The following is a 15,923-nucleotide window of genomic DNA, read 5'->3' as shown; positions in this document are numbered from 1 at the left end:
ACGCCGTCGTTCGTGACGACGACGTTGCCCGTCGAGTCGACGAGCATCTTGTCCATCCCTTTCGGGCCGAGCGTCGTCCGTACGGACTCGGCGACCGCCTTGCCGGCGGTGATGTTCATCGACTGTGCGTCCTGTCCGGAGGTACGTTGGCTGTCCTCCCCGAGAATGATGAGGGGTTGGTTACCCATCTGCTGAGCCATAGTCACTCGAAAGATTGTCTGTGGTTCTATATAAAGGTTGCTGAAACGGAAGCAGAAAACCACGGTACGGGGGCCGAACAGGCGTGCGAAAGAATGACGAACAAGATTTATATATGGTGTCTCGGCGGTTCGACCGACGCGTCTCACTCGGTCCCTTCCGGCTCCCCACCGCTTATATAAATACCATGAGTGTGTGATGCTATGGCAACCAAGACAGCGGCCTACGATTACGTGGTCGTCGGCGCCGGGTCAGCGGGGTGTGTGCTTGCTGGTCGACTCAGCGAGCAACCCGATACCTCGGTCCTCTTGCTCGAGGCCGGCAAGCCGGACGAGAAACGCGAGATCTCGATTCCGGCCGCCTTCTCGGAACTCTTCAAATCCGAGTACGACTGGGAGTACTATACGGAGCCGCAACCGGAGATGAACGACCGGGAACTCTACTGGCCCCGCGGGAAGACGCTGGGCGGCTCCAGTTCGATCAACGCGATGATCTACATCCGCGGCCACGCCCGCGATTACGACGAGTGGGCTTCTCTCGGCAACGACGGCTGGGGATACGAGGACGTCCTGCCCTATTTCAAGCGAAACGAGGGCTTCCGCCCGTCCGAGAAACGCTCCCTGCTGGGTGGCAGCAACGCCAGCGAGGCCGACGTGGAGTATCACGGCACCGACGGCCCGCTGGCGGTGTCGAACCCCCAGTCGCCGAACCCCCTCTCCGAGACGTTCGTCGATGCGGCCGTCGAGGCCGGCTACGACCGTAACCCGGATTTCAACGGCGAAACACAGGCCGGCGTCGGGAAGTACCACCTCACACAGAAGGACGGCAAACGCCACAGCGCCGCCGACGCCTACCTCAAGCCCGCTCTGGACCGACGGAATCTCACCGTCGAGACGGGCGCGCAGGCGACCGAAATCCGCTTCGACGGCGACCGGGCCACGGGCGTCGAGTACCGCCAGGACGGGACGGACCTCTATGCCGAGGCCACCGAGGAGGTCCTCGTCTCCGCCGGCGCGGTCAACTCCCCGCAGTTGCTGATGTGCTCCGGTATCGGCGACCCGGACCACCTCGCCGAACACGATATCGAACCGACGGCGGAACTGCCCGGCGTCGGCCGGAACCTCCAGGACCACCTCTTCTCGTTCGTGGTCTACGAGACGAACGAGTCGGAGACCCTCGACGACGCCGGCCGAATCCGCGACCTCGCGAAGTTCTTCCTGCTCAAGCGAGGCCTGCTCACCTCCAACGTCGGCGAGGCCGGCGGCTTCGTCCGAACCGACCCCGACCTCGATGCGCCCGACCTGCAGTTCCACTTCGCGCCGGGTTACTTCATGAACCACGGCTTCGACAACCCCGCCGACGGCCACGGCCTCTCGCTCGGTGCCACACAACTCCGTCCGGAGAGCCGGGGGCGCATCTCCCTGCGGTCGGCCGACCCCTTCGACGACCCGGCAATCGACCCGAACTACCTCGACGCCGACAAGGACCTCGACGTGCTGGTCGAAGGCGTCAAACGCGGCCGTGAGATCATGCAGGCCGACGCCTTCGACGACGTCCGCGGCAAAGAGGTCTGGCCCGGCGAGGACGTCCAGACCGACGAGGAGATCGTCGAACACGTCCGCGAGACCGCACACACGGTCTACCATCCCGTCGGCACCTGCAAGATGGGCGATGACGACATGGCCGTCGTCGACGACCGACTCCGGGTGCACGGACTCGACGGACTCCGCGTCGTCGACGCGTCGGTGATGCCGACGCTCACGGGCGGGAACACGAACGCGCCGACGATGATGATCGCAGAAAAAGCGGTCGATATGATCCGGGAGGACCGCTAGAACCGGGCGTTAGCCGGTCCGCTGCGTGTAGCTGATGTCGTTTGCTTTCATCTCGTTGTGGCGCCGTTCGAGGAACGAGTAGACCGCGCCGTGGGGCGCCCCGTCGAGGATCATCTCGGTGGCGCTGCGGACGGCGTCGACCTGTTCGGGCTTGCCGATGGCACACAGCGTCGAGCCGTAGATGACGACGTCGGCACCGCTGAGTTCCTCCATCAGTTCGCGAGTTCGGCCGTCTTCACCGATGAGTCGGCCCTTCTTGCGGCGGAGGTCCTTTTTATTTCGCGTGGCGGCGTCGAGGTCGACCATCTCGAACATCTGCATGTCGTCTTCGAGCAGGCGCATCGCGTCCTCGGGGGCGAAGCCGCGACCGATGGCCTTGACGATGTCGGGCCCCTTGAGACCGAGAATCGGGTCGCCGACGGATTCGACCTTCACCGACCCCGTCTCGGAGTCGATATCCAGACGCACCTCGGCGCGCGATTCGATCTCGCGCATGGTCTCACCTCCATCACCGATGAGCGCGCCGATGCGGTCGCCAGGAATCGTGACGTGTTTCATATCCTCCTTTGGATATCCCCCCTTTTAAGCATTCGCCGAACCGGACGTTGCCGTGTCACACCCTTCCGTCCCGGCGGTGCGTATATGGGCCGGCCGCGTGATTGGGGCGATATGTCACGTCCGAATACGACGTCACCCGAGACACCCTCCGACGAGGTCGACGACGCCGACGAGCACGCGCCGAACACGGTCCTGAACGGCGTCATCGGCGGCATCATCGCCGTCGTCCTCTCGTTTATCCCGCTGTCACCGATCCTCGGCGGGGCCGCCGCCGGCTATCTCGAAGGCGGCGAGGAACGGGACGGCCTCGTCGTCGGCACGATAGCCGGCGTCATCGCGTTGATTCCCTTCGTCCTTTTCGGCATGCTCGCCGCCGTCCTCCTCATCGCGCCGGGCGGCATCCGGTTGCTCCCGCTTCTGGCCGTCTTCCTCTTCTTCGTCGCCATCTATACTGTCGGCCTCTCGGCGCTCGGCGGTATCGTCGGTATCTACGTGAAAAACGAGTTCGATCTATAGCTCGTATTCGAACTCGTATTCGGCGTGGAGTTCCCCCGCAACCTCGCCTTTCGCCTCGGTCCCGCGCTCGAAGCCCAGCGCCTCGAAGAACTGCGTGCCGACGGTGTTGTCCGCAAAGACAGCACACGCGATGCGGTCGACGCCCTGTTCGTCGGCCCACGCCTCTATTTCCTCGAAGAGCGCCGGGCCGGCGCCCTCGCCCCAGTAGTCGGGATGGACGTAGATGGTGTGTAACTCGACTTCATCGGCCCACGTCTGCTCGGCGCTGGCGAAGCCGACCACCTCACTGTCGACTTCGGCGACGTAGAAGGCTATGTCCTCGTGGCCGACTGCGGCCTCCAGCAACTCGGCGTCGTAATACTCGGTGAGGCCGCTTTCGATGGTCGACGGCGAGAGAAACCCACCGTAGGCGGCGTACCACGCGTCCCACGCCACGTCGCGGATGGCCTCGATGTCGTCGTCGGTCGCGGGTCGCACGTCGGCGCTCATACCGACTCCTCGACGCCGACGAATTCGACGGTGTCGCTATCGGTCTCGACGATGGCGACCGTTCGGTGTTCGTCCGGAATCGTCGGGAAGTGGCCGCCGGGGTTGATGACCGTCGTTCCGTCGACGGTCCGCTGTTCGCGGACGTGCCAGTGGCCGTGGACGACGTAGTCGTACTCCTCGGAGCCCGCAAGCGCCTCGATGAGCGGCTTGTCCTCGCCGTGGAGGACGGCGAAGTCGCGGCCGTCGAACTCCAGTTCGGCGAAGCGGCCGTGTAGCTCCCCGTCCTGCAGGTTCTCGAAGGCCGAAATCAGCCCTTCGCGTTCGCCGTCGTTGTTCCCGCGGACGGCGTGGACGTCGATGCCCTCTTGTTCGAGATGCCGGACCGCCGGCGGCGCGACGAAATCACCACAGTGGATGACCGTCTCGACGCCACGGTCCGCGAAGATGCGCATCGCGTCTTGGATGGCGGGCACGTTGTCGTGGGTATCGGAGATGATGCCGACGTTCATGTTCGGGGGTTCGGCGTGCTCGGAAAAGAAGTCTCGGGCAAGGTCGGGGCTACCACAGCGCCGGTGTTTTTGAGGCCGGCGGCCCTCTCGCCGCTATGCCCGAACGGAACGTCCTCGGTGATCCACTCCAGCCCTGCAGCACCGACCCGATGACCGGTTTCGAGCGCGATGGCCACTGCTCGTGTCACGACGCGGACCACGGCCGACACGAACTCTGTGCGGTCATGACCGATGATTTCCTGCAGTTCAGCAAAGAGCAGGGCAACGACCTCGTGACGCCACGGCCACAACTGGAGTTTCCGGGCCTCGAACCGGGCGACCGCTGGTGTCTCTGCGTCCCGCGATGGGCCGAGACGCTGGAGGCCGTCCGGCGGCGACACATCCCCGAGACGACGGTCCCGCCGGTGATTCTCGACGCGACGAACGAGGCCGTGCTGGATACCGTCGAGTTAGAGACGCTGCAGGCTCACGCCTACGACTGACCGTCGTCGAGGTCGGCGTTCGGGGTCGGGTCGGCCTCGGTCACATAATCGAGTAGGTCCTGGTCGCTGACCTCCAGTCCCTGCCGGCGGAAGAAGGCGGCGACGTTGTGGCAGTCCCGTTCGAGGTACTCCCGGGAATTGGGGTGGTGGACGGTGATGGCCTGTCCGAGGTCGAGAAAACAGAGTTCACCCTCGGTGACGACGATGTTGTACTCCGAGAGGTCGCCGTGGATGAGGCCGGCCGCATAGAGCCGTCGGGTGTACTCCCGGACGACCTCGTAGGCCGTCTGGGGGTTCTCGACGTGGACCTCGTTGAGCCGCTGGGCGCGCTGGTCCTCGCCGCCGAGGTACTCCATCACCAGCACGTTCCGCTCGACCGCAAGCGGTTCGGGCACGCGAACGCCCGCCTTGCGTGCACGCTTGAGGTTCGCGAACTCCTTTTTCGTCCACGCGACGACGACCTTCTTCTTGTCGGAACCGATGCCCTCGAAGCGCGGGTCGCCCTCCAGGTACTCCCGCATCTGCTTGAAATCGGAGGCGTTGATTCGGTAGACCTTGACCGCCACCTCGCCGTCGGGCGCCAGCGCGGTGTAGACGTTGGCCTCCTTGCCAGTCGAAATCGGCCCACCGAAGGCGTCGATGTAGCCGTCCTGAACGAGTTTATAAAGGGCGCCGAGCGTGGCGTCGTCGAAGACCGACGCCTCGACTTTGAACTGCTCGGTGTTCTTGATACGTTTGCGGAACTCGAGGAACTCGCGGTCCTGCTTGCGGGCGATACGGTCGGCTTCCGTGTCGGCGACGTCGATCTCCTCCCACTCGTCGCCGGGGCCGCCCTCCTCTTCCGGTTCAAGCAGGCCGTACTCCTCGGTCATTATATGACACGTAGATGCGCGGGACGGAAAGCCCCACCGGTCGGGCTGGAAAAACGCTAGACGCTGTCCTGGATGTGGCCTTCCTCACGCAACTGGTCGGCCTCCTGCTTCTCGTAGCGCCAGGTGATGTCGGCCTTCTCGTCCTGCCAATCCCAGGGCTCGACGAGCACCACGTCGTCCTCGCGGATCCAGACGCGTTTCTGCATCCGGCCCGGAATCCGGGCGGTCCGTTCTTTCCCGTCCATACAGCGAACCTTCACCCGGTTCGCACCGAGCATGTTCGTGACGACAGCGAATACCTCGTCGTCGTCAGGCATCCGGAGGTTCTTACGCCCCTCGTTGTCGCTCATACCTGAGGGTTGGATAGGCAGCCCTTTAACCCTTTATTACACCCCGCTTCGCCTCAACGCCGTCTGCCCTTCGAATCCGCGCGCGACCGCGACCGAACGCTCGAACTCCCGTTTTACCGGAAAATGAATCCGGAAAACTCGCCGAGTGGATACGGCTACATAACCCCGAAGCCTGCCAACCGCGGGGTATTAATATACGGTGACAAGGGTTAAATCGGTGGCAGGGTAGTGTACGCCCGTCATGAGCAAAGCGGACACGGAACAAGACGCGGACACGATGCGAGCGGTAGTCTTCGAGGAAGCCGGCGAGATGATGGAGGTAGAGGAGGTCGAACGCCCCGAACCCGACGCCGACGGCATCGTCGTCGAAACCGAGGCCTGCGGCGTCTGCCGCTCGGACTGGCACGCGTGGCAAGGCGACTGGGACTGGGTCGGCGTCATGCCCACGCCCGGGCTCATCTTCGGGCACGAACCCGTCGGCACCGTCAAGGAGGTCGGCGAGGACGTCGAGGAACTCAGCGTCGGCGACCGCGTATGCGTCCCCTTCAACCTCAGCGACGGCACTTGCCGCTACTGCAAGCAGGGCCGAGCCAACATCTGTGAACGGGTCGTCCCCCTCGGGTTCGTCTCCTTCCAGCCCGGCGCCTTCGCCGAGGAGTTCCCCGTCCGGAACGCCGACCACAACGTCATCAAACTCCCCGACGGCGTCGACCCCGTCGACGTTGCCGGCCTCGGCTGTCGGTTCGCGACGGCCTTCCACGGCCTCGTCCACCGCGTCGACGTCACCGCCGGCGACTGGGTCGCCATCCACGGCTGTGGCGGCGTCGGCCTCTCGGCGGTTCACATCGCCGACGCCCTCGGCGCCAACGTCATCGCCGTCGACCTCGACGACGACAAACTCCGCAAGGCCGAGGAGTTGGGCGCCGACGAGACGGTCAACGTCACCGAGGTTCAGGACGTCCCGCAGGCCGTCAAGGGCTACACGCCCTCCAGCCGCGGCGTCGAAGTCAGCGTCGACGCCCTCGGCGTCGCCGAGACCTGCCGCAACTCCGTCAACTCCCTCGGGAAGGGCGGCCAGAACCTCCAGATCGGCCTCACCACCAGCGAGGAGGAAGGCGAGGTCTCCCTGCCGGTCGACACAATCGTCATGGACGAACGGGAGTTCATCGGCTCCTTCGGCATGCCGCCCCACGAGTACGAGGAGATCTTCTCGATGATGGAGCAGGGCAAGATCGACCCCGGCAAGATCGTCTCGAAGACCGTCTCGCTCGACGAGGTCCCCGAGACCATCGCCTCGATGGGCGACTTCGAGACGGTCGGGATTCCGGTCTGCGACGAGTTCTAACGGCCCCACTTTTTGCACGCTCCGGCGGTCTGGCGCGCTTCGGCGCCAGACCCGCCTTCGCGGCAAAAAATTGGGGAAAATATGCGCGAGAGCATCCAGTCGCGGCGCTCCCTGCAGTCGCGCCGCGGTAGTCGGCTCTCGCTACCGAACGCTCGGCCTTCGGCCTCGCGTTCGGGGAACCGCTCGCGCCCTGCGGGCGCTCGCGGATGCCACCTTGAGTGCTTGTTTCCCTGCGTGTAGCGACGACTGCTCGTTCCCGTTCGCGTAGCGACTGCCGACCGCGCCTTTTTAATTCCCGCTCGGGAAACTCTCCGGTATGGACATCGAGTTTGTACGGAAGGCGGTCGGGGACATGGGCGTCGTCGGTCTCCTGTTGGTCGCCGTCGGCACCGTCGTATTCGGTCGAAAGAGCCTCCGCGAGGGCGTCGGCGCGCTCGCCATCGGGTCGGGGGCTGTCTTCGTCATCTTCGGCCTGTTCGGGCAGTTCCTCAAGGAGATGGGAATGGAGTTTTCGGACCTGACCTAATCGCGCTGCCAGACGTAGACGACGAAGACCAACAGCCCACCGAGCGGCGTGGCGACGAGACTCGCAACGGCGGCGACGACTGCCCAGAGGGCGGCGTTGTCGTCCCCGCGTGCGGACGCGTACCGGTACATGGCGTAGCCGATAGCTATCGGAATCAGGACGATCAACGCGATGACGAGCAGTTCCGGGCCGCCCGGAACGCCGAACTGAAGTAGGAACATGGGTGTGCTCTGTTATACCTCGGGTTGTTTCTCGTCGCGCTGCCAGATATAGACGACCACGACCAGCAGCCCGCCGATGGGCGAAGCGACGAGGGCGGCCAGCCCGGCCGCGAGCGCCCACAGTGCGGCGTTCTCCTCGCCGCGTGCCTCGGCATCCGTGTAGACGTAGTACGCGAACACGAACGGCAGCACGAGGAACAGCAGGCCGAGTATCAGCAGCTCTGGACCACCCGGAAGACCGAACTGGAGGGCGAACATCGTAGCCGACTTCAGCCGCCCAGCTTATAAAACATCAGTCCCGGAGGACGTAATAGACCGCGAAGACGACGACACCGGGGATGAGGCCGACGAGTATCGCCACGCCGGTTCCGAGTCCCCACAGCGTCTCGTTCATGTCCCGGCCCTGTGCGTCCCGATAGACCCACCGACCGACGATGAACGCGATGACCAAGACGATGAGCGTTCCGAGAAGGCCCAACACGCCAGCGAGCGGTCCGGGCCCGGCTTGTAGCGGTAGCATGCCCGAAGCGACCCACGCCTATTCAAAAAGACTGCTGGCCGTCAGCCGTGTTCGGGGTCGCGAGCGCGGTGTTCGCTGATGAGCTGGTCGAGCTGCTCGGCTTTCTCCTCCTTGCGTCGCTCTTCGGCGCGGGCCTCCCAGTCGTCGATGACGGCCTCGATGTCGCCCTCCTCGGCGACGGCGAGTTCGTCGATCTCCTGGATCTCGACGCCGTCGGCGGGGCCGACCGGGATGTCGTGGTCGAACAGCACCTGGTCGGCCTGTTCGGAGAGGCCGCCATCGCGGAGCACCACGAGGGGCTCCCGGTCGGCGAGCAGTTGGGCGGTCGTCCGTCCGGCGCCGCTGGCGTCCCGTAGGTAGACCACGTCACCCGAGGCGATGCCGAAGTCCTCGTCGGCGGCCTCGATGGCTCCCTTGGTGAACTGTTCGATGGGCTTGACCGGAACGAGGCCCTCCTTGGCTTCGGAGACCTCGGCGAAGTTCGAGTGGTCGATCTTCCACAGTTCCTTGAGCCGTTCGAGCTTGCCGTCGAGTTCCTCGTTGGCCTGTTCGGCCTCCGCGAGTTCGCGCTTGAGGCGTTCGTTCTCGCGTTCGAGGCGGGTGACCTCCCGGCGCTCGCGGGCCTCCTTGCGTTCCTCGCGTTTGGCCTCCGAGAGTTCGGCTTCGAGGTCGTCGATGCGGTCGTCCTTGCTGGCGATGGTGCCCTTGAGGTCCTCGACGTGGCCTTCGAGGCGGTCGATTCGGGCCTGCAACCGCTTGATCTGCTTCTCGTCGTCGGTCAACTCGCGGGGGTCGTGTTCGGTCGTTTCCTCGTCGGGCTCGCCGTCCTCGGAGAGGTCGTCGAGGACGGTCTCGACGCTTTCCTCGCCGGCGACGACGCGGGCGATGACCTCGCCGCGGTCGAACTGCGGCGGCGTCTTCGCGGTGATGCGCTCGAACTGGTCGGCGTGGCCGTCGAAGGCAAAGAGGGCGGCCGCAAGTGCGTCCCGCTCGTGGTCGTTGTCGTAGCTCTCCTCGCGCGTGCGATGGAGTTTCTCGTCGACCGGCAGGTCCCGTTCGGGAATCCAGCCAGCGGCGTCGAAACTCCGGCGGATCTTCTCGACGGTCTCGGGCATCGGTTCGACGTCGGCGGCGACGACGACCGGCCGGCCGTGTTCGATGATCCACTCGATGACCTCGGCGGTGTCGCTGGTCCGGCTCGACCAGACGTCGAGGGTCTGGCCGTCCAGATCCAGCAGGGCGACGGCCGTCGTGGTCCCGGGGTCGATACCGACGACGACGTGGTCCTGACGCTGGGCGAGCGGGCGGTATTCGATGCCGTCCCGGCGCTCTCGTTCTATCTCGATACGCACGTCGCCGGACCGGCGGGCGGAGACGGGAATCTCGGAGGGCTTGGCTTCGACCTCGAAGATGGCCCGCGAGTAGCCGCCGTACTTCTCGGTGACCTCCTTCTCGTAGTCGAGTGCGGCCTCGTCGAGTTTCGACTCGACGTCACGGGTGGTCGTCTTGACCGAGCCGTGGATGCGGCGGGTAAAGCGGTCCTCGCTCCAGCCGCCCCCGCCGCCCGTCGAGCGCCCTCGGGCGACCTTGATCTCGGTCGTGTTCGTGAACGCCGACACCTCGTAGCCGACGTTGTGGGCCGCAAGCCGGGCGGCGGCCTCGGCCTCTTGCATCGGCTTCTTGCCGTAGGGGACCCCGTGCCGGGAGGCGACCCGGGAGAGGGGTTCAGGCCGCTCGTCGCCTGTGACCTGCACGAGTTTGGTCTCGGTCGGCAACTCCCGAAGGAAGCCGACGAGCCCGGCTTTGTCCTCGGCCAGTTCGTAGGTGTTGTCCGTCGCGACGATGGCCGGCTCCTCGTCGTCGATACGTCGCAGGAGCTTCCGGTGGGAGACCACGTCGCGGTCGAGCGACTCCCCGTCGTACGTGACGAGGGCATAGGAGGGCGAATCCCCCCGAATATCGCCGCTCTGGATGTCGACCCCGAAAATGCGGGAATCGAGGGCACTCGTTCGCGTACTCACACCCCCGGGTAGGGAGTGTGTCGGTATAAACTCCGTGCCGGGGGTACCGTGTGTGGGTTTCCGGGGCAGGCGGCTTTTTATCACCGGAGGTAGAGGCTCCCTCAATGGCACGCTATTTCGAGGATACCGAGGTCGGTGAGGTCTACGAACTCGACGGTCGTTACGAGGTGACCGAGGAGGAGATCAAGGAGTTCGCCGAGAAGTACGACCCACAGCCGTTCCATCTCGACGAGGAGGCGGCCCAGGAGTCGATCTTCGGCTCGCTGGCGGCCTCGGGGTGGCACACTGCCTCGATCTGTATGCGCCTCCTGGTCGACGGCTTCCTGGAGGAAGAGACGTCGATGGGCGCCCGCGGCGTCGACGAACTCCGGTGGATACAGCCGGTCTATCCCGGCGACACGCTCCGCGTCGAGGTCGAGATACTCGAGAAGCGGCTCTCCGAGAGCAACCCGGAGATGGGCCACATCCGCACGCAACTGACCGGCTACAACCAGGACGACGAGGCGGTCATCGAGTGGAAAGCCCTCGGGATGGTTCGGCGTCGGAACGCCGAGGAGTAGTCGGCGGTATCACGGGCACGGCGTACTTCAGGCGGTCGGTTTCGCGAGCACCGAAAGCCAGTTCTCGCCGGTGCGGAACTCGAGTTCGTCGAGTGCCGCCTCATCCAGCAGCGACCGGAACTCAGCCGGGCGGTAATACTCGAAGTACCGGTCCCGGTCGGCCGGTTTCTCGTAGCCCTCGCGTTTCACGGAGACGTAGGCGACCCCCTCGGCCCGGAGGACGCGGCGACACTCCCGGAGGGTGGCGGCCGCCTCGCGCCGAGGAACGTGGTGGAAGGAGGCGCTGGCCCAGACGCCGTCGAAGGTCGCGTCGTCGAACGGCAGATACCGCATGTCGCCCTGCACGAACGCCGCCTCGGGGATGCGGTCGTCGGCTTCCCGGAGGAACGGTCGGGTGATATCGAGGCCAGCCACGTCGTAGCCGTCGTCGACGAACGTCTCGACGTCGGGGCCCGGCCCACACCCGATATCCAGCAGTCGGTCCCCGTCGACGGCGTCGGTGAACGCGGCCCCGAACCGGGCGGCGATCGACTCCGAGAGGTACTTGTCGACGTAGGCCTCGGCGTCGGCCTCGTAGCCCTCGCGGGTCCGACCGAGTTCGTCCATGCCCCACGCACCGGTGCGCCGGGAAAAACCGCTTTCGGGACTCGGTCGGTCTCCTGCCCTGATATCGGTGGCTATCCTGCCAGCGGTCGCCGTTCCTCGGACGATATCACCCGAACCGACGCCTTCTTCAGGTCGCCTTACGAAATTCCGTTACTGCTTGCCGTTCGCGCCCTTCCATTCCAAATTTGGAATGATTTCCACATTCGTTACGCTTATGCGAGAAAGCCCCGTAGCCACGGGTATGTCACAGTCAACCGAGCGCGTCGGGTACGACGAGTTGGCGACGCTGAAGCTCGTCGCCCTCGACGGCGCGCTCGAGGGCCGGGTCACGGTGACGTGTGCGACGCTGGCCGACCGGCTCGATGCCTCGAACCAGACTGCCTCGCGGCGCCTCCAGCAGCTCGAAGACGCGGACTTCCTCGAACGCGAGATGGCCGGCGACGGCCAGCGTGTCGCCGTCACCGAAGCCGGCGAGCGCGCGCTCCAACGGGAGTACGCCGACTACCGCCGCCTCTTCGAGGGCGACGCCGACGTCGAACTCGCCGGCGTCATCACCAGCGGCATGGGCGAGGGCCGCCACTACATCTCGCTTTCGGGCTACATGGAGCAGTTCCGCGACCGCCTCGGCTACGAACCGTTCCCCGGCACGCTCAACGTCGACCTGGACGACGACAGCGTCCGCGCCCGCGCCCGGATGGACGCCCTGGACCCGGTCGGCATCGACGGCTGGGAAGACGACGAACGCACCTACGGCCCCGCTTTCTGCTGGCCCGCCACGATAGAAACGGCCGATGGCCGCCGCTACGAGCAGGCCCACGTCATCGCGCCCGAACGCACCCACCACGGCGAGGACCAACTCGAGATCATCGCTCCCGACAAACTCCGCGAGGAACTGGGCCTCGAAGACGACGACCACGTCACTATCCATGTCTCAGAGCAGTAACACCGCACCGCCGAAACGCGGCGTCGACGACGCTATCGCCGCCTTCGCGGCCGGCCGGCCCGTCCTCATCCACGACGCCGCCGACCGCGAGGGTGAGGTCGACCTCGTCTACCCCGCTGCATCCGTCGACTCCGACGCAGTCGCCCGCATGCGTAACGACGCGGGAGGCCTCGTCTGTGTCGCGCTGGCCGACGACGTCTGTGAGCGCTGGGAGTTGCCGTTCATGCAGGAGGTCGTCGACCACCCGGCCGGCGCCTCCCACGAACTCGGCTACGACGAGCGGTCGTCGTTCTCGCTGACGGTCAACCATCGGGATACCTTCACGGGCATCACCGACGAGGACCGCGCGCTCACCATCTCGAAAATCGGCGAAGCCGCCGCGAGCGTCCGTCGGGCCTCCGAGATCGCCGGCGACGCCGCCGAGGACGCCATCGCCCCCGATGCGGAGGCTTTCGCCCAGCAGTTCCGCGCGCCGGGCCACGTCCACCTCCTTCGTGCGGCCCCGGACCTGCTGGACGACCGGAAGGGCCACACCGAACTCGGCCTCGTCCTCGCGGCGGCCGCGGACGTCGAACCCGCCGTCGTCGTCTGTGAGATGATGGACGACGAATCCGGCGGCGCGCTCTCGCCCGCGGCGGCCCGCACCTACGCGGACCGCCACGGTCTCGCCTACGTCGAGGGCAGCGAACTCATCGCCCGACTCGGATAGCGGCCTCTTTTCGTCTCATACCGGTAGGAACGGCAGCAACGCGACCGCCAGCAACGCGACCGTCAAAAGCAGTGCCGGCACGTCCAGCCGCGAGAATCGGAGGTCGGGAAGCGTCGGGTTCCACGAGAAACACCGGGCTTGCAGGGCAAGTGCGAAGGTATCGGCCCGCTCGAAAGCTCGGTTGAACGCCGCGACGACGATGTTCCGGGCGCGCTCCGAGAAGGACCGCTCCGTACCGAGGCGGGCGCGGTGGGCGTCCCGAATCCGGCCGAGGTCCGCCCGGAGGACGGGCAGAAAGCGGAAGACGAAGGAGACGCCCATCCCGAGGAACTGCCCGGGTTTGCCGGGGACGGCCCACTGGATCGCCGCGCGGGACTCGCGGACGGGCGTCGTCCGGACGTAGGCGGCCGCCACCAGCAACACGAGCAACACGCGATAGCCGGCCAGCGCGGGCGCGACTGCGTTCTCGACGACGAACCACGGGGCACCCCACGTCACGCCGTCGAGGACCGGCGCCGCCAGCAAGAACGGGAAGACGAACCGATACTCCCAGAGGACGCGATGCGGCGCGGTTCGGGCGACCGCCAAGATTCCGAGGGTGAGGCCCGAAAGCACCGTCAATCCTCGTGGGGTCGTGTAGACGAAGGCGGCGATGGCGAAGGCTACCTGTACCGCGAGTTTCGACCGGGGGTCGAGACGGTGGGCCGGCGAGGTGCCCGGTTCGTATGTCAGCACGGTCGGTGGTTTCGGCGTTCGTCGGTCAACACGGTCGGATATCCGCGTCTTCCAGACGCTCTCGGGCGCTCTCGGGTGGTTCGTCGAAGGCGATACGGCCGTCGGCGAGGGCGACAACGCGGTCGGCCCGCTTCAGTAGGTCCCGGAGGTCGTGGGTGACGACGACGATGCTGGTCCCGTTCGCGGAGAGTTCGTCCAGCCGTTCGAGGACCGCCTTCTGGGCCGGCCAGTCTAGCCCGGTGAAGGGTTCGTCGAGGACGAGGTGGTCGGGTTCCATCGCCAGCGCGCCCGCGATGGCGACGCGGGCTTGCTCACCTCCTGAAAGTCGGTCGATGCGCGCCTCCCGCTGGTCGGCCATATCGACCGCATCGAGGGCGGACACGACTCGCGAGTCGATCTCCTCGCGGGGAAGGCCGAGGTTCTCGGGGCCAAACGCGACGTCCTCGGCGACGGTGGCGGCGACGAAGCAATCGCGGGGGTTCTGGAACACCATCCCGACGGTCGTCCGGGCGAGGACGGGGTTGTCCTCGACGGATTCACCGTCGACGCGGACATCACCCTCGTCGGGTGAGAGCAGGCCGTTGAAATGCCGGACCAGCGTCGTCTTGCCGGAGCCGTTCGCCCCCGCGAGAACGACGAACTCGCCGTCGTCGATGGAAAGGGAGACGCCGTCGAGGGCGACCGCGTCGCCGTAGCGGTACGTCAGGCCGTCGGCGGCTATCATTCGGCGCGGATGGCGTTGCTGCGGACGAGGCCGATGGCTGCGGCCATCTTGGCCGCTTCGGCCGGAACGAAGACGACGGCGCCGCTGATGATGGCCGTCGTAACCGTCATATCGAGGTTCCACCACATGAAGAGGACGCCGATGCCGTAGATGACCAGCGTGCCCGCGGCCATGCCGCCGACCATCCGGGGCACGGAACTCTCCGCGAGCGAGCGGAACTCGAAGCCGCCGTGGGCGACGTAGCCAACGGCCGCGGCCGCCAGCGGGTACGAAAAGATGTAGCCGCCGGTCGGCCCGACCAGCACGCCGAGGCCGGCCGACCCCTGTGCAAAGACGGGCGCGCCGAGGGCGCCCGCGACCAGATACAGCACCAGTGCGGCGGCGCCCCACACCGGACCCAGCAGGAGGCCGGCGAGGAAGACGCCGAGTACCTGCAGCGTCACGGGCGCCGGCGACAGCGGGTACGGAATCGCCACGTAGGCGAACGCACCGATGAGTGCCGCGAAGACGGCCGCTTGTGCCACGTTCCGTGCCACCTCGCCGCCGACGAGGTCGACATCGGCTGTCGAAGTCTGAGCCATGTCCGACGATTCCAGTCAACTGACTTGATATTGTCGGTTAACGGCAAATACGGCGAAGGGTTTTATATACGAACCGCATACAAATTTTCGCTCACAATGGACGAAAAAACCGAGGAGCTCCGGGAACTGTTCGTGGAGGTTACGGACGAGGAGACCGTGACCGAACGGCAGGCCGAGCCCCGCGGCTCCATCGCCGAGGACGCCCCCGACCACGAGCGTCTCGGCGATATCGTCTCACGTATGCGCGAGGAGTTCGACTTCGACACCTCGCTGTCCGACGGGGTACTCGTCACCGTCGTCGAGGGGTTCTACGGTGGGGACTCGGATACGGAGATCGCCGACGAACTCGACGTCTCCCGGAAGACGGTCCGTCGCGCCCGGCTGGACCTCCATCTGGTTCGCGAACGGGACGCCGACGCCCCCTTCGACCTCGCCGACCTCCGTAGCCTCCTCCGTGAAGACGCCTCCACGAGCGATATCGCCGAGGAACTCGACGTCTCCACCGACACCGTTCGCAAGTACCGACGAGTCGTCCGTGCTCGCGAGGAGGCCCGCCGCGTCAGCGACCGCTTCCGCAGCGAGTTCGAGGACGTCTTCACCGAAGCCGACCTGACCGCGCGGCT

The 15,923-nt window shown here is 65.9% G+C and carries 23 protein-coding genes; 9 read left to right on the top strand and 14 right to left on the bottom strand.

Features of this window, described 5'->3' with window-relative positions; translation table 11 throughout:
* The coding region (locus V5A53_RS06945) for a TCP-1/cpn60 chaperonin family protein (RefSeq protein ID WP_332312858.1) at positions 1-200 on the bottom strand (200 nt) is incomplete at its 3' end.
* A gap of 201 nt (positions 201-401) precedes the next feature.
* On the opposite strand from V5A53_RS06945, the gene V5A53_RS06940 reads away from it, so the two are divergent.
* Positions 402-2,033, top strand: a complete 1,632-nt coding sequence (locus tag V5A53_RS06940) for a GMC family oxidoreductase (protein WP_332312857.1) — start codon at positions 402-404, stop codon at positions 2,031-2,033.
* 9 nt (positions 2,034-2,042) lie between these two features.
* On the opposite strand, the gene V5A53_RS06935 is transcribed toward V5A53_RS06940, so the two are convergent.
* Positions 2,043-2,591, bottom strand: a complete 549-nt coding sequence (locus tag V5A53_RS06935; protein ID WP_332312856.1) for a KH domain-containing protein — start codon at positions 2,589-2,591, stop codon at positions 2,043-2,045.
* A gap of 111 nt (positions 2,592-2,702) precedes the next feature.
* Between V5A53_RS06935 and V5A53_RS06930 the strand changes: the two genes are divergently transcribed.
* Positions 2,703-3,107, top strand: a complete 405-nt coding sequence (locus tag V5A53_RS06930; RefSeq protein ID WP_332312855.1) for a DUF5518 domain-containing protein — start codon at positions 2,703-2,705, stop codon at positions 3,105-3,107.
* On the opposite strand, the gene V5A53_RS06925 is transcribed toward V5A53_RS06930, so the two are convergent.
* On the bottom strand, positions 3,102-3,596 hold the full coding sequence (locus tag V5A53_RS06925) for a GNAT family N-acetyltransferase (protein ID WP_332312854.1): 495 nt from the start codon (positions 3,594-3,596) through the stop codon (positions 3,102-3,104). The genes V5A53_RS06930 and V5A53_RS06925 overlap by 6 nt on opposite strands.
* Positions 3,593-4,105, bottom strand: coding sequence for a metallophosphoesterase (locus V5A53_RS06920; protein ID WP_332312853.1), 513 nt, complete (start codon positions 4,103-4,105; stop codon positions 3,593-3,595). Before V5A53_RS06920 ends, V5A53_RS06925 begins: the two co-directional genes overlap by 4 nt.
* Positions 4,106-4,200: 95 nt before the next feature.
* Here V5A53_RS06920 and V5A53_RS06915 point away from each other — a divergent pair, with 95 nt between their 5' ends.
* Positions 4,201-4,587: a DUF2237 family protein gene (locus V5A53_RS06915; protein WP_332312852.1), complete on the top strand. Its 387-nt coding sequence runs from the start codon at positions 4,201-4,203 to the stop codon at positions 4,585-4,587.
* Here the strand turns inward: V5A53_RS06915 and rio1 are convergent.
* Both rio1 and eif1A read right to left on the bottom strand, forming a co-directional pair.
* Entirely contained in the window at positions 4,578-5,459 is an 882-nt protein-coding gene (rio1, locus tag V5A53_RS06910) for a serine/threonine-protein kinase Rio1 (RefSeq protein WP_332312851.1), read from the bottom strand. The genes V5A53_RS06915 and rio1 overlap by 10 nt on opposite strands.
* Positions 5,460-5,515: 56 nt before the next feature.
* Complete coding sequence (gene eif1A / locus V5A53_RS06905; RefSeq protein ID WP_332312850.1) at positions 5,516-5,809, bottom strand: translation initiation factor eIF-1A; 294 nt, start codon at positions 5,807-5,809, stop codon at positions 5,516-5,518.
* A gap of 277 nt (positions 5,810-6,086) precedes the next feature.
* On the opposite strand from eif1A, the gene V5A53_RS06900 reads away from it, so the two are divergent.
* A complete protein-coding gene (locus V5A53_RS06900) occupies positions 6,087-7,154 on the top strand; it encodes a zinc-dependent alcohol dehydrogenase family protein (RefSeq protein ID WP_332312859.1) in 1,068 nt (355 codons plus the stop codon).
* A gap of 316 nt (positions 7,155-7,470) precedes the next feature.
* The gene (locus tag V5A53_RS06895) at positions 7,471-7,680 is read left to right on the top strand and encodes a hypothetical protein (RefSeq protein WP_332312848.1); all 210 of its coding nucleotides are present in this window, start codon (positions 7,471-7,473) and stop codon (positions 7,678-7,680) included.
* On the opposite strand, the gene V5A53_RS06890 is transcribed toward V5A53_RS06895, so the two are convergent.
* The 4 genes from V5A53_RS06890 to V5A53_RS06875 are packed head-to-tail and all read right to left on the bottom strand — an operon-like array spanning position 7,677 to position 10,442.
* Complete coding sequence (locus V5A53_RS06890; RefSeq protein ID WP_332312847.1) at positions 7,677-7,901, bottom strand: hypothetical protein; 225 nt, start codon at positions 7,899-7,901, stop codon at positions 7,677-7,679. The two genes, V5A53_RS06895 and V5A53_RS06890, sit on opposite strands and share 4 nt — an antisense overlap.
* Before the next feature lie 12 nt (positions 7,902-7,913).
* The gene (locus tag V5A53_RS06885; RefSeq protein WP_332312846.1) at positions 7,914-8,159 is read right to left on the bottom strand and encodes a hypothetical protein; all 246 of its coding nucleotides are present in this window, start codon (positions 8,157-8,159) and stop codon (positions 7,914-7,916) included.
* A 34-nt stretch (positions 8,160-8,193) separates the two neighbouring features.
* A complete protein-coding gene (locus V5A53_RS06880; RefSeq protein WP_332312845.1) occupies positions 8,194-8,421 on the bottom strand; it encodes a hypothetical protein in 228 nt (75 codons plus the stop codon).
* A gap of 41 nt (positions 8,422-8,462) precedes the next feature.
* Positions 8,463-10,442: a DUF460 domain-containing protein gene (locus tag V5A53_RS06875; RefSeq protein ID WP_332312843.1), complete on the bottom strand. Its 1,980-nt coding sequence runs from the start codon at positions 10,440-10,442 to the stop codon at positions 8,463-8,465.
* 104 nt (positions 10,443-10,546) lie between these two features.
* Here V5A53_RS06875 and V5A53_RS06870 point away from each other — a divergent pair, with 104 nt between their 5' ends.
* Positions 10,547-11,002 carry a MaoC family dehydratase gene (locus V5A53_RS06870; RefSeq protein ID WP_332312842.1) on the top strand — a complete coding sequence of 152 codons (456 nt, stop codon included), beginning with the start codon at positions 10,547-10,549 and terminating at the stop codon, positions 11,000-11,002.
* Positions 11,003-11,029: 27 nt separating this feature from the next.
* Here V5A53_RS06870 and V5A53_RS06865 read toward each other — a convergent pair whose 3' ends face one another.
* Positions 11,030-11,608 (bottom strand): class I SAM-dependent methyltransferase, encoded by a 579-nt coding sequence (locus V5A53_RS06865; RefSeq protein ID WP_332312841.1) that lies wholly within the window; start codon positions 11,606-11,608, stop codon positions 11,030-11,032.
* 241 nt (positions 11,609-11,849) lie between these two features.
* On the opposite strand from V5A53_RS06865, the gene V5A53_RS06860 reads away from it, so the two are divergent.
* Together V5A53_RS06860 and ribB are read left to right on the top strand one after the other, a co-directional pair.
* Entirely contained in the window at positions 11,850-12,551 is a 702-nt protein-coding gene (locus V5A53_RS06860) for a DUF120 domain-containing protein (protein WP_332312840.1), read from the top strand.
* Positions 12,535-13,260 carry a 3,4-dihydroxy-2-butanone-4-phosphate synthase gene (gene ribB, locus V5A53_RS06855; RefSeq protein ID WP_332312839.1) on the top strand — a complete coding sequence of 242 codons (726 nt, stop codon included), beginning with the start codon at positions 12,535-12,537 and terminating at the stop codon, positions 13,258-13,260. Before V5A53_RS06860 ends, ribB begins: the two co-directional genes overlap by 17 nt.
* Before the next feature lie 15 nt (positions 13,261-13,275).
* Here the strand turns inward: ribB and V5A53_RS06850 are convergent, their stop codons facing one another.
* The 3 genes from V5A53_RS06850 to V5A53_RS06840 are packed head-to-tail and all read right to left on the bottom strand — an operon-like array spanning position 13,276 to position 15,300.
* On the bottom strand, positions 13,276-13,995 hold the full coding sequence (locus tag V5A53_RS06850; protein WP_332312838.1) for an energy-coupling factor transporter transmembrane component T family protein: 720 nt from the start codon (positions 13,993-13,995) through the stop codon (positions 13,276-13,278).
* Positions 13,996-14,020: 25 nt separating this feature from the next.
* Positions 14,021-14,719 (bottom strand): energy-coupling factor ABC transporter ATP-binding protein, encoded by a 699-nt coding sequence (locus V5A53_RS06845; RefSeq protein WP_332312837.1) that lies wholly within the window; start codon positions 14,717-14,719, stop codon positions 14,021-14,023.
* The gene (locus V5A53_RS06840; protein WP_332312836.1) at positions 14,716-15,300 is read right to left on the bottom strand and encodes a biotin transporter BioY; all 585 of its coding nucleotides are present in this window, start codon (positions 15,298-15,300) and stop codon (positions 14,716-14,718) included. The genes V5A53_RS06845 and V5A53_RS06840 overlap by 4 nt, the downstream gene beginning before the upstream one ends.
* A gap of 96 nt (positions 15,301-15,396) precedes the next feature.
* Here V5A53_RS06840 and V5A53_RS06835 point away from each other — a divergent pair.
* A partial coding sequence (locus V5A53_RS06835) for a conditioned medium-induced protein 4 (RefSeq protein WP_332312835.1) occupies positions 15,397-15,923 on the top strand: 527 nt, incomplete at its 3' end.

Origin of the sequence: Natronomonas sp. (genome assembly GCF_036625485.1) — an archaeon.
Classification (GTDB): Archaea; Halobacteriota; Halobacteria; order Halobacteriales; family Haloarculaceae; genus Natronomonas.
The sequence above is the reverse complement of the archived record's forward strand: the minus strand, read 5'-3'. Positions and strand labels throughout refer to the sequence as shown.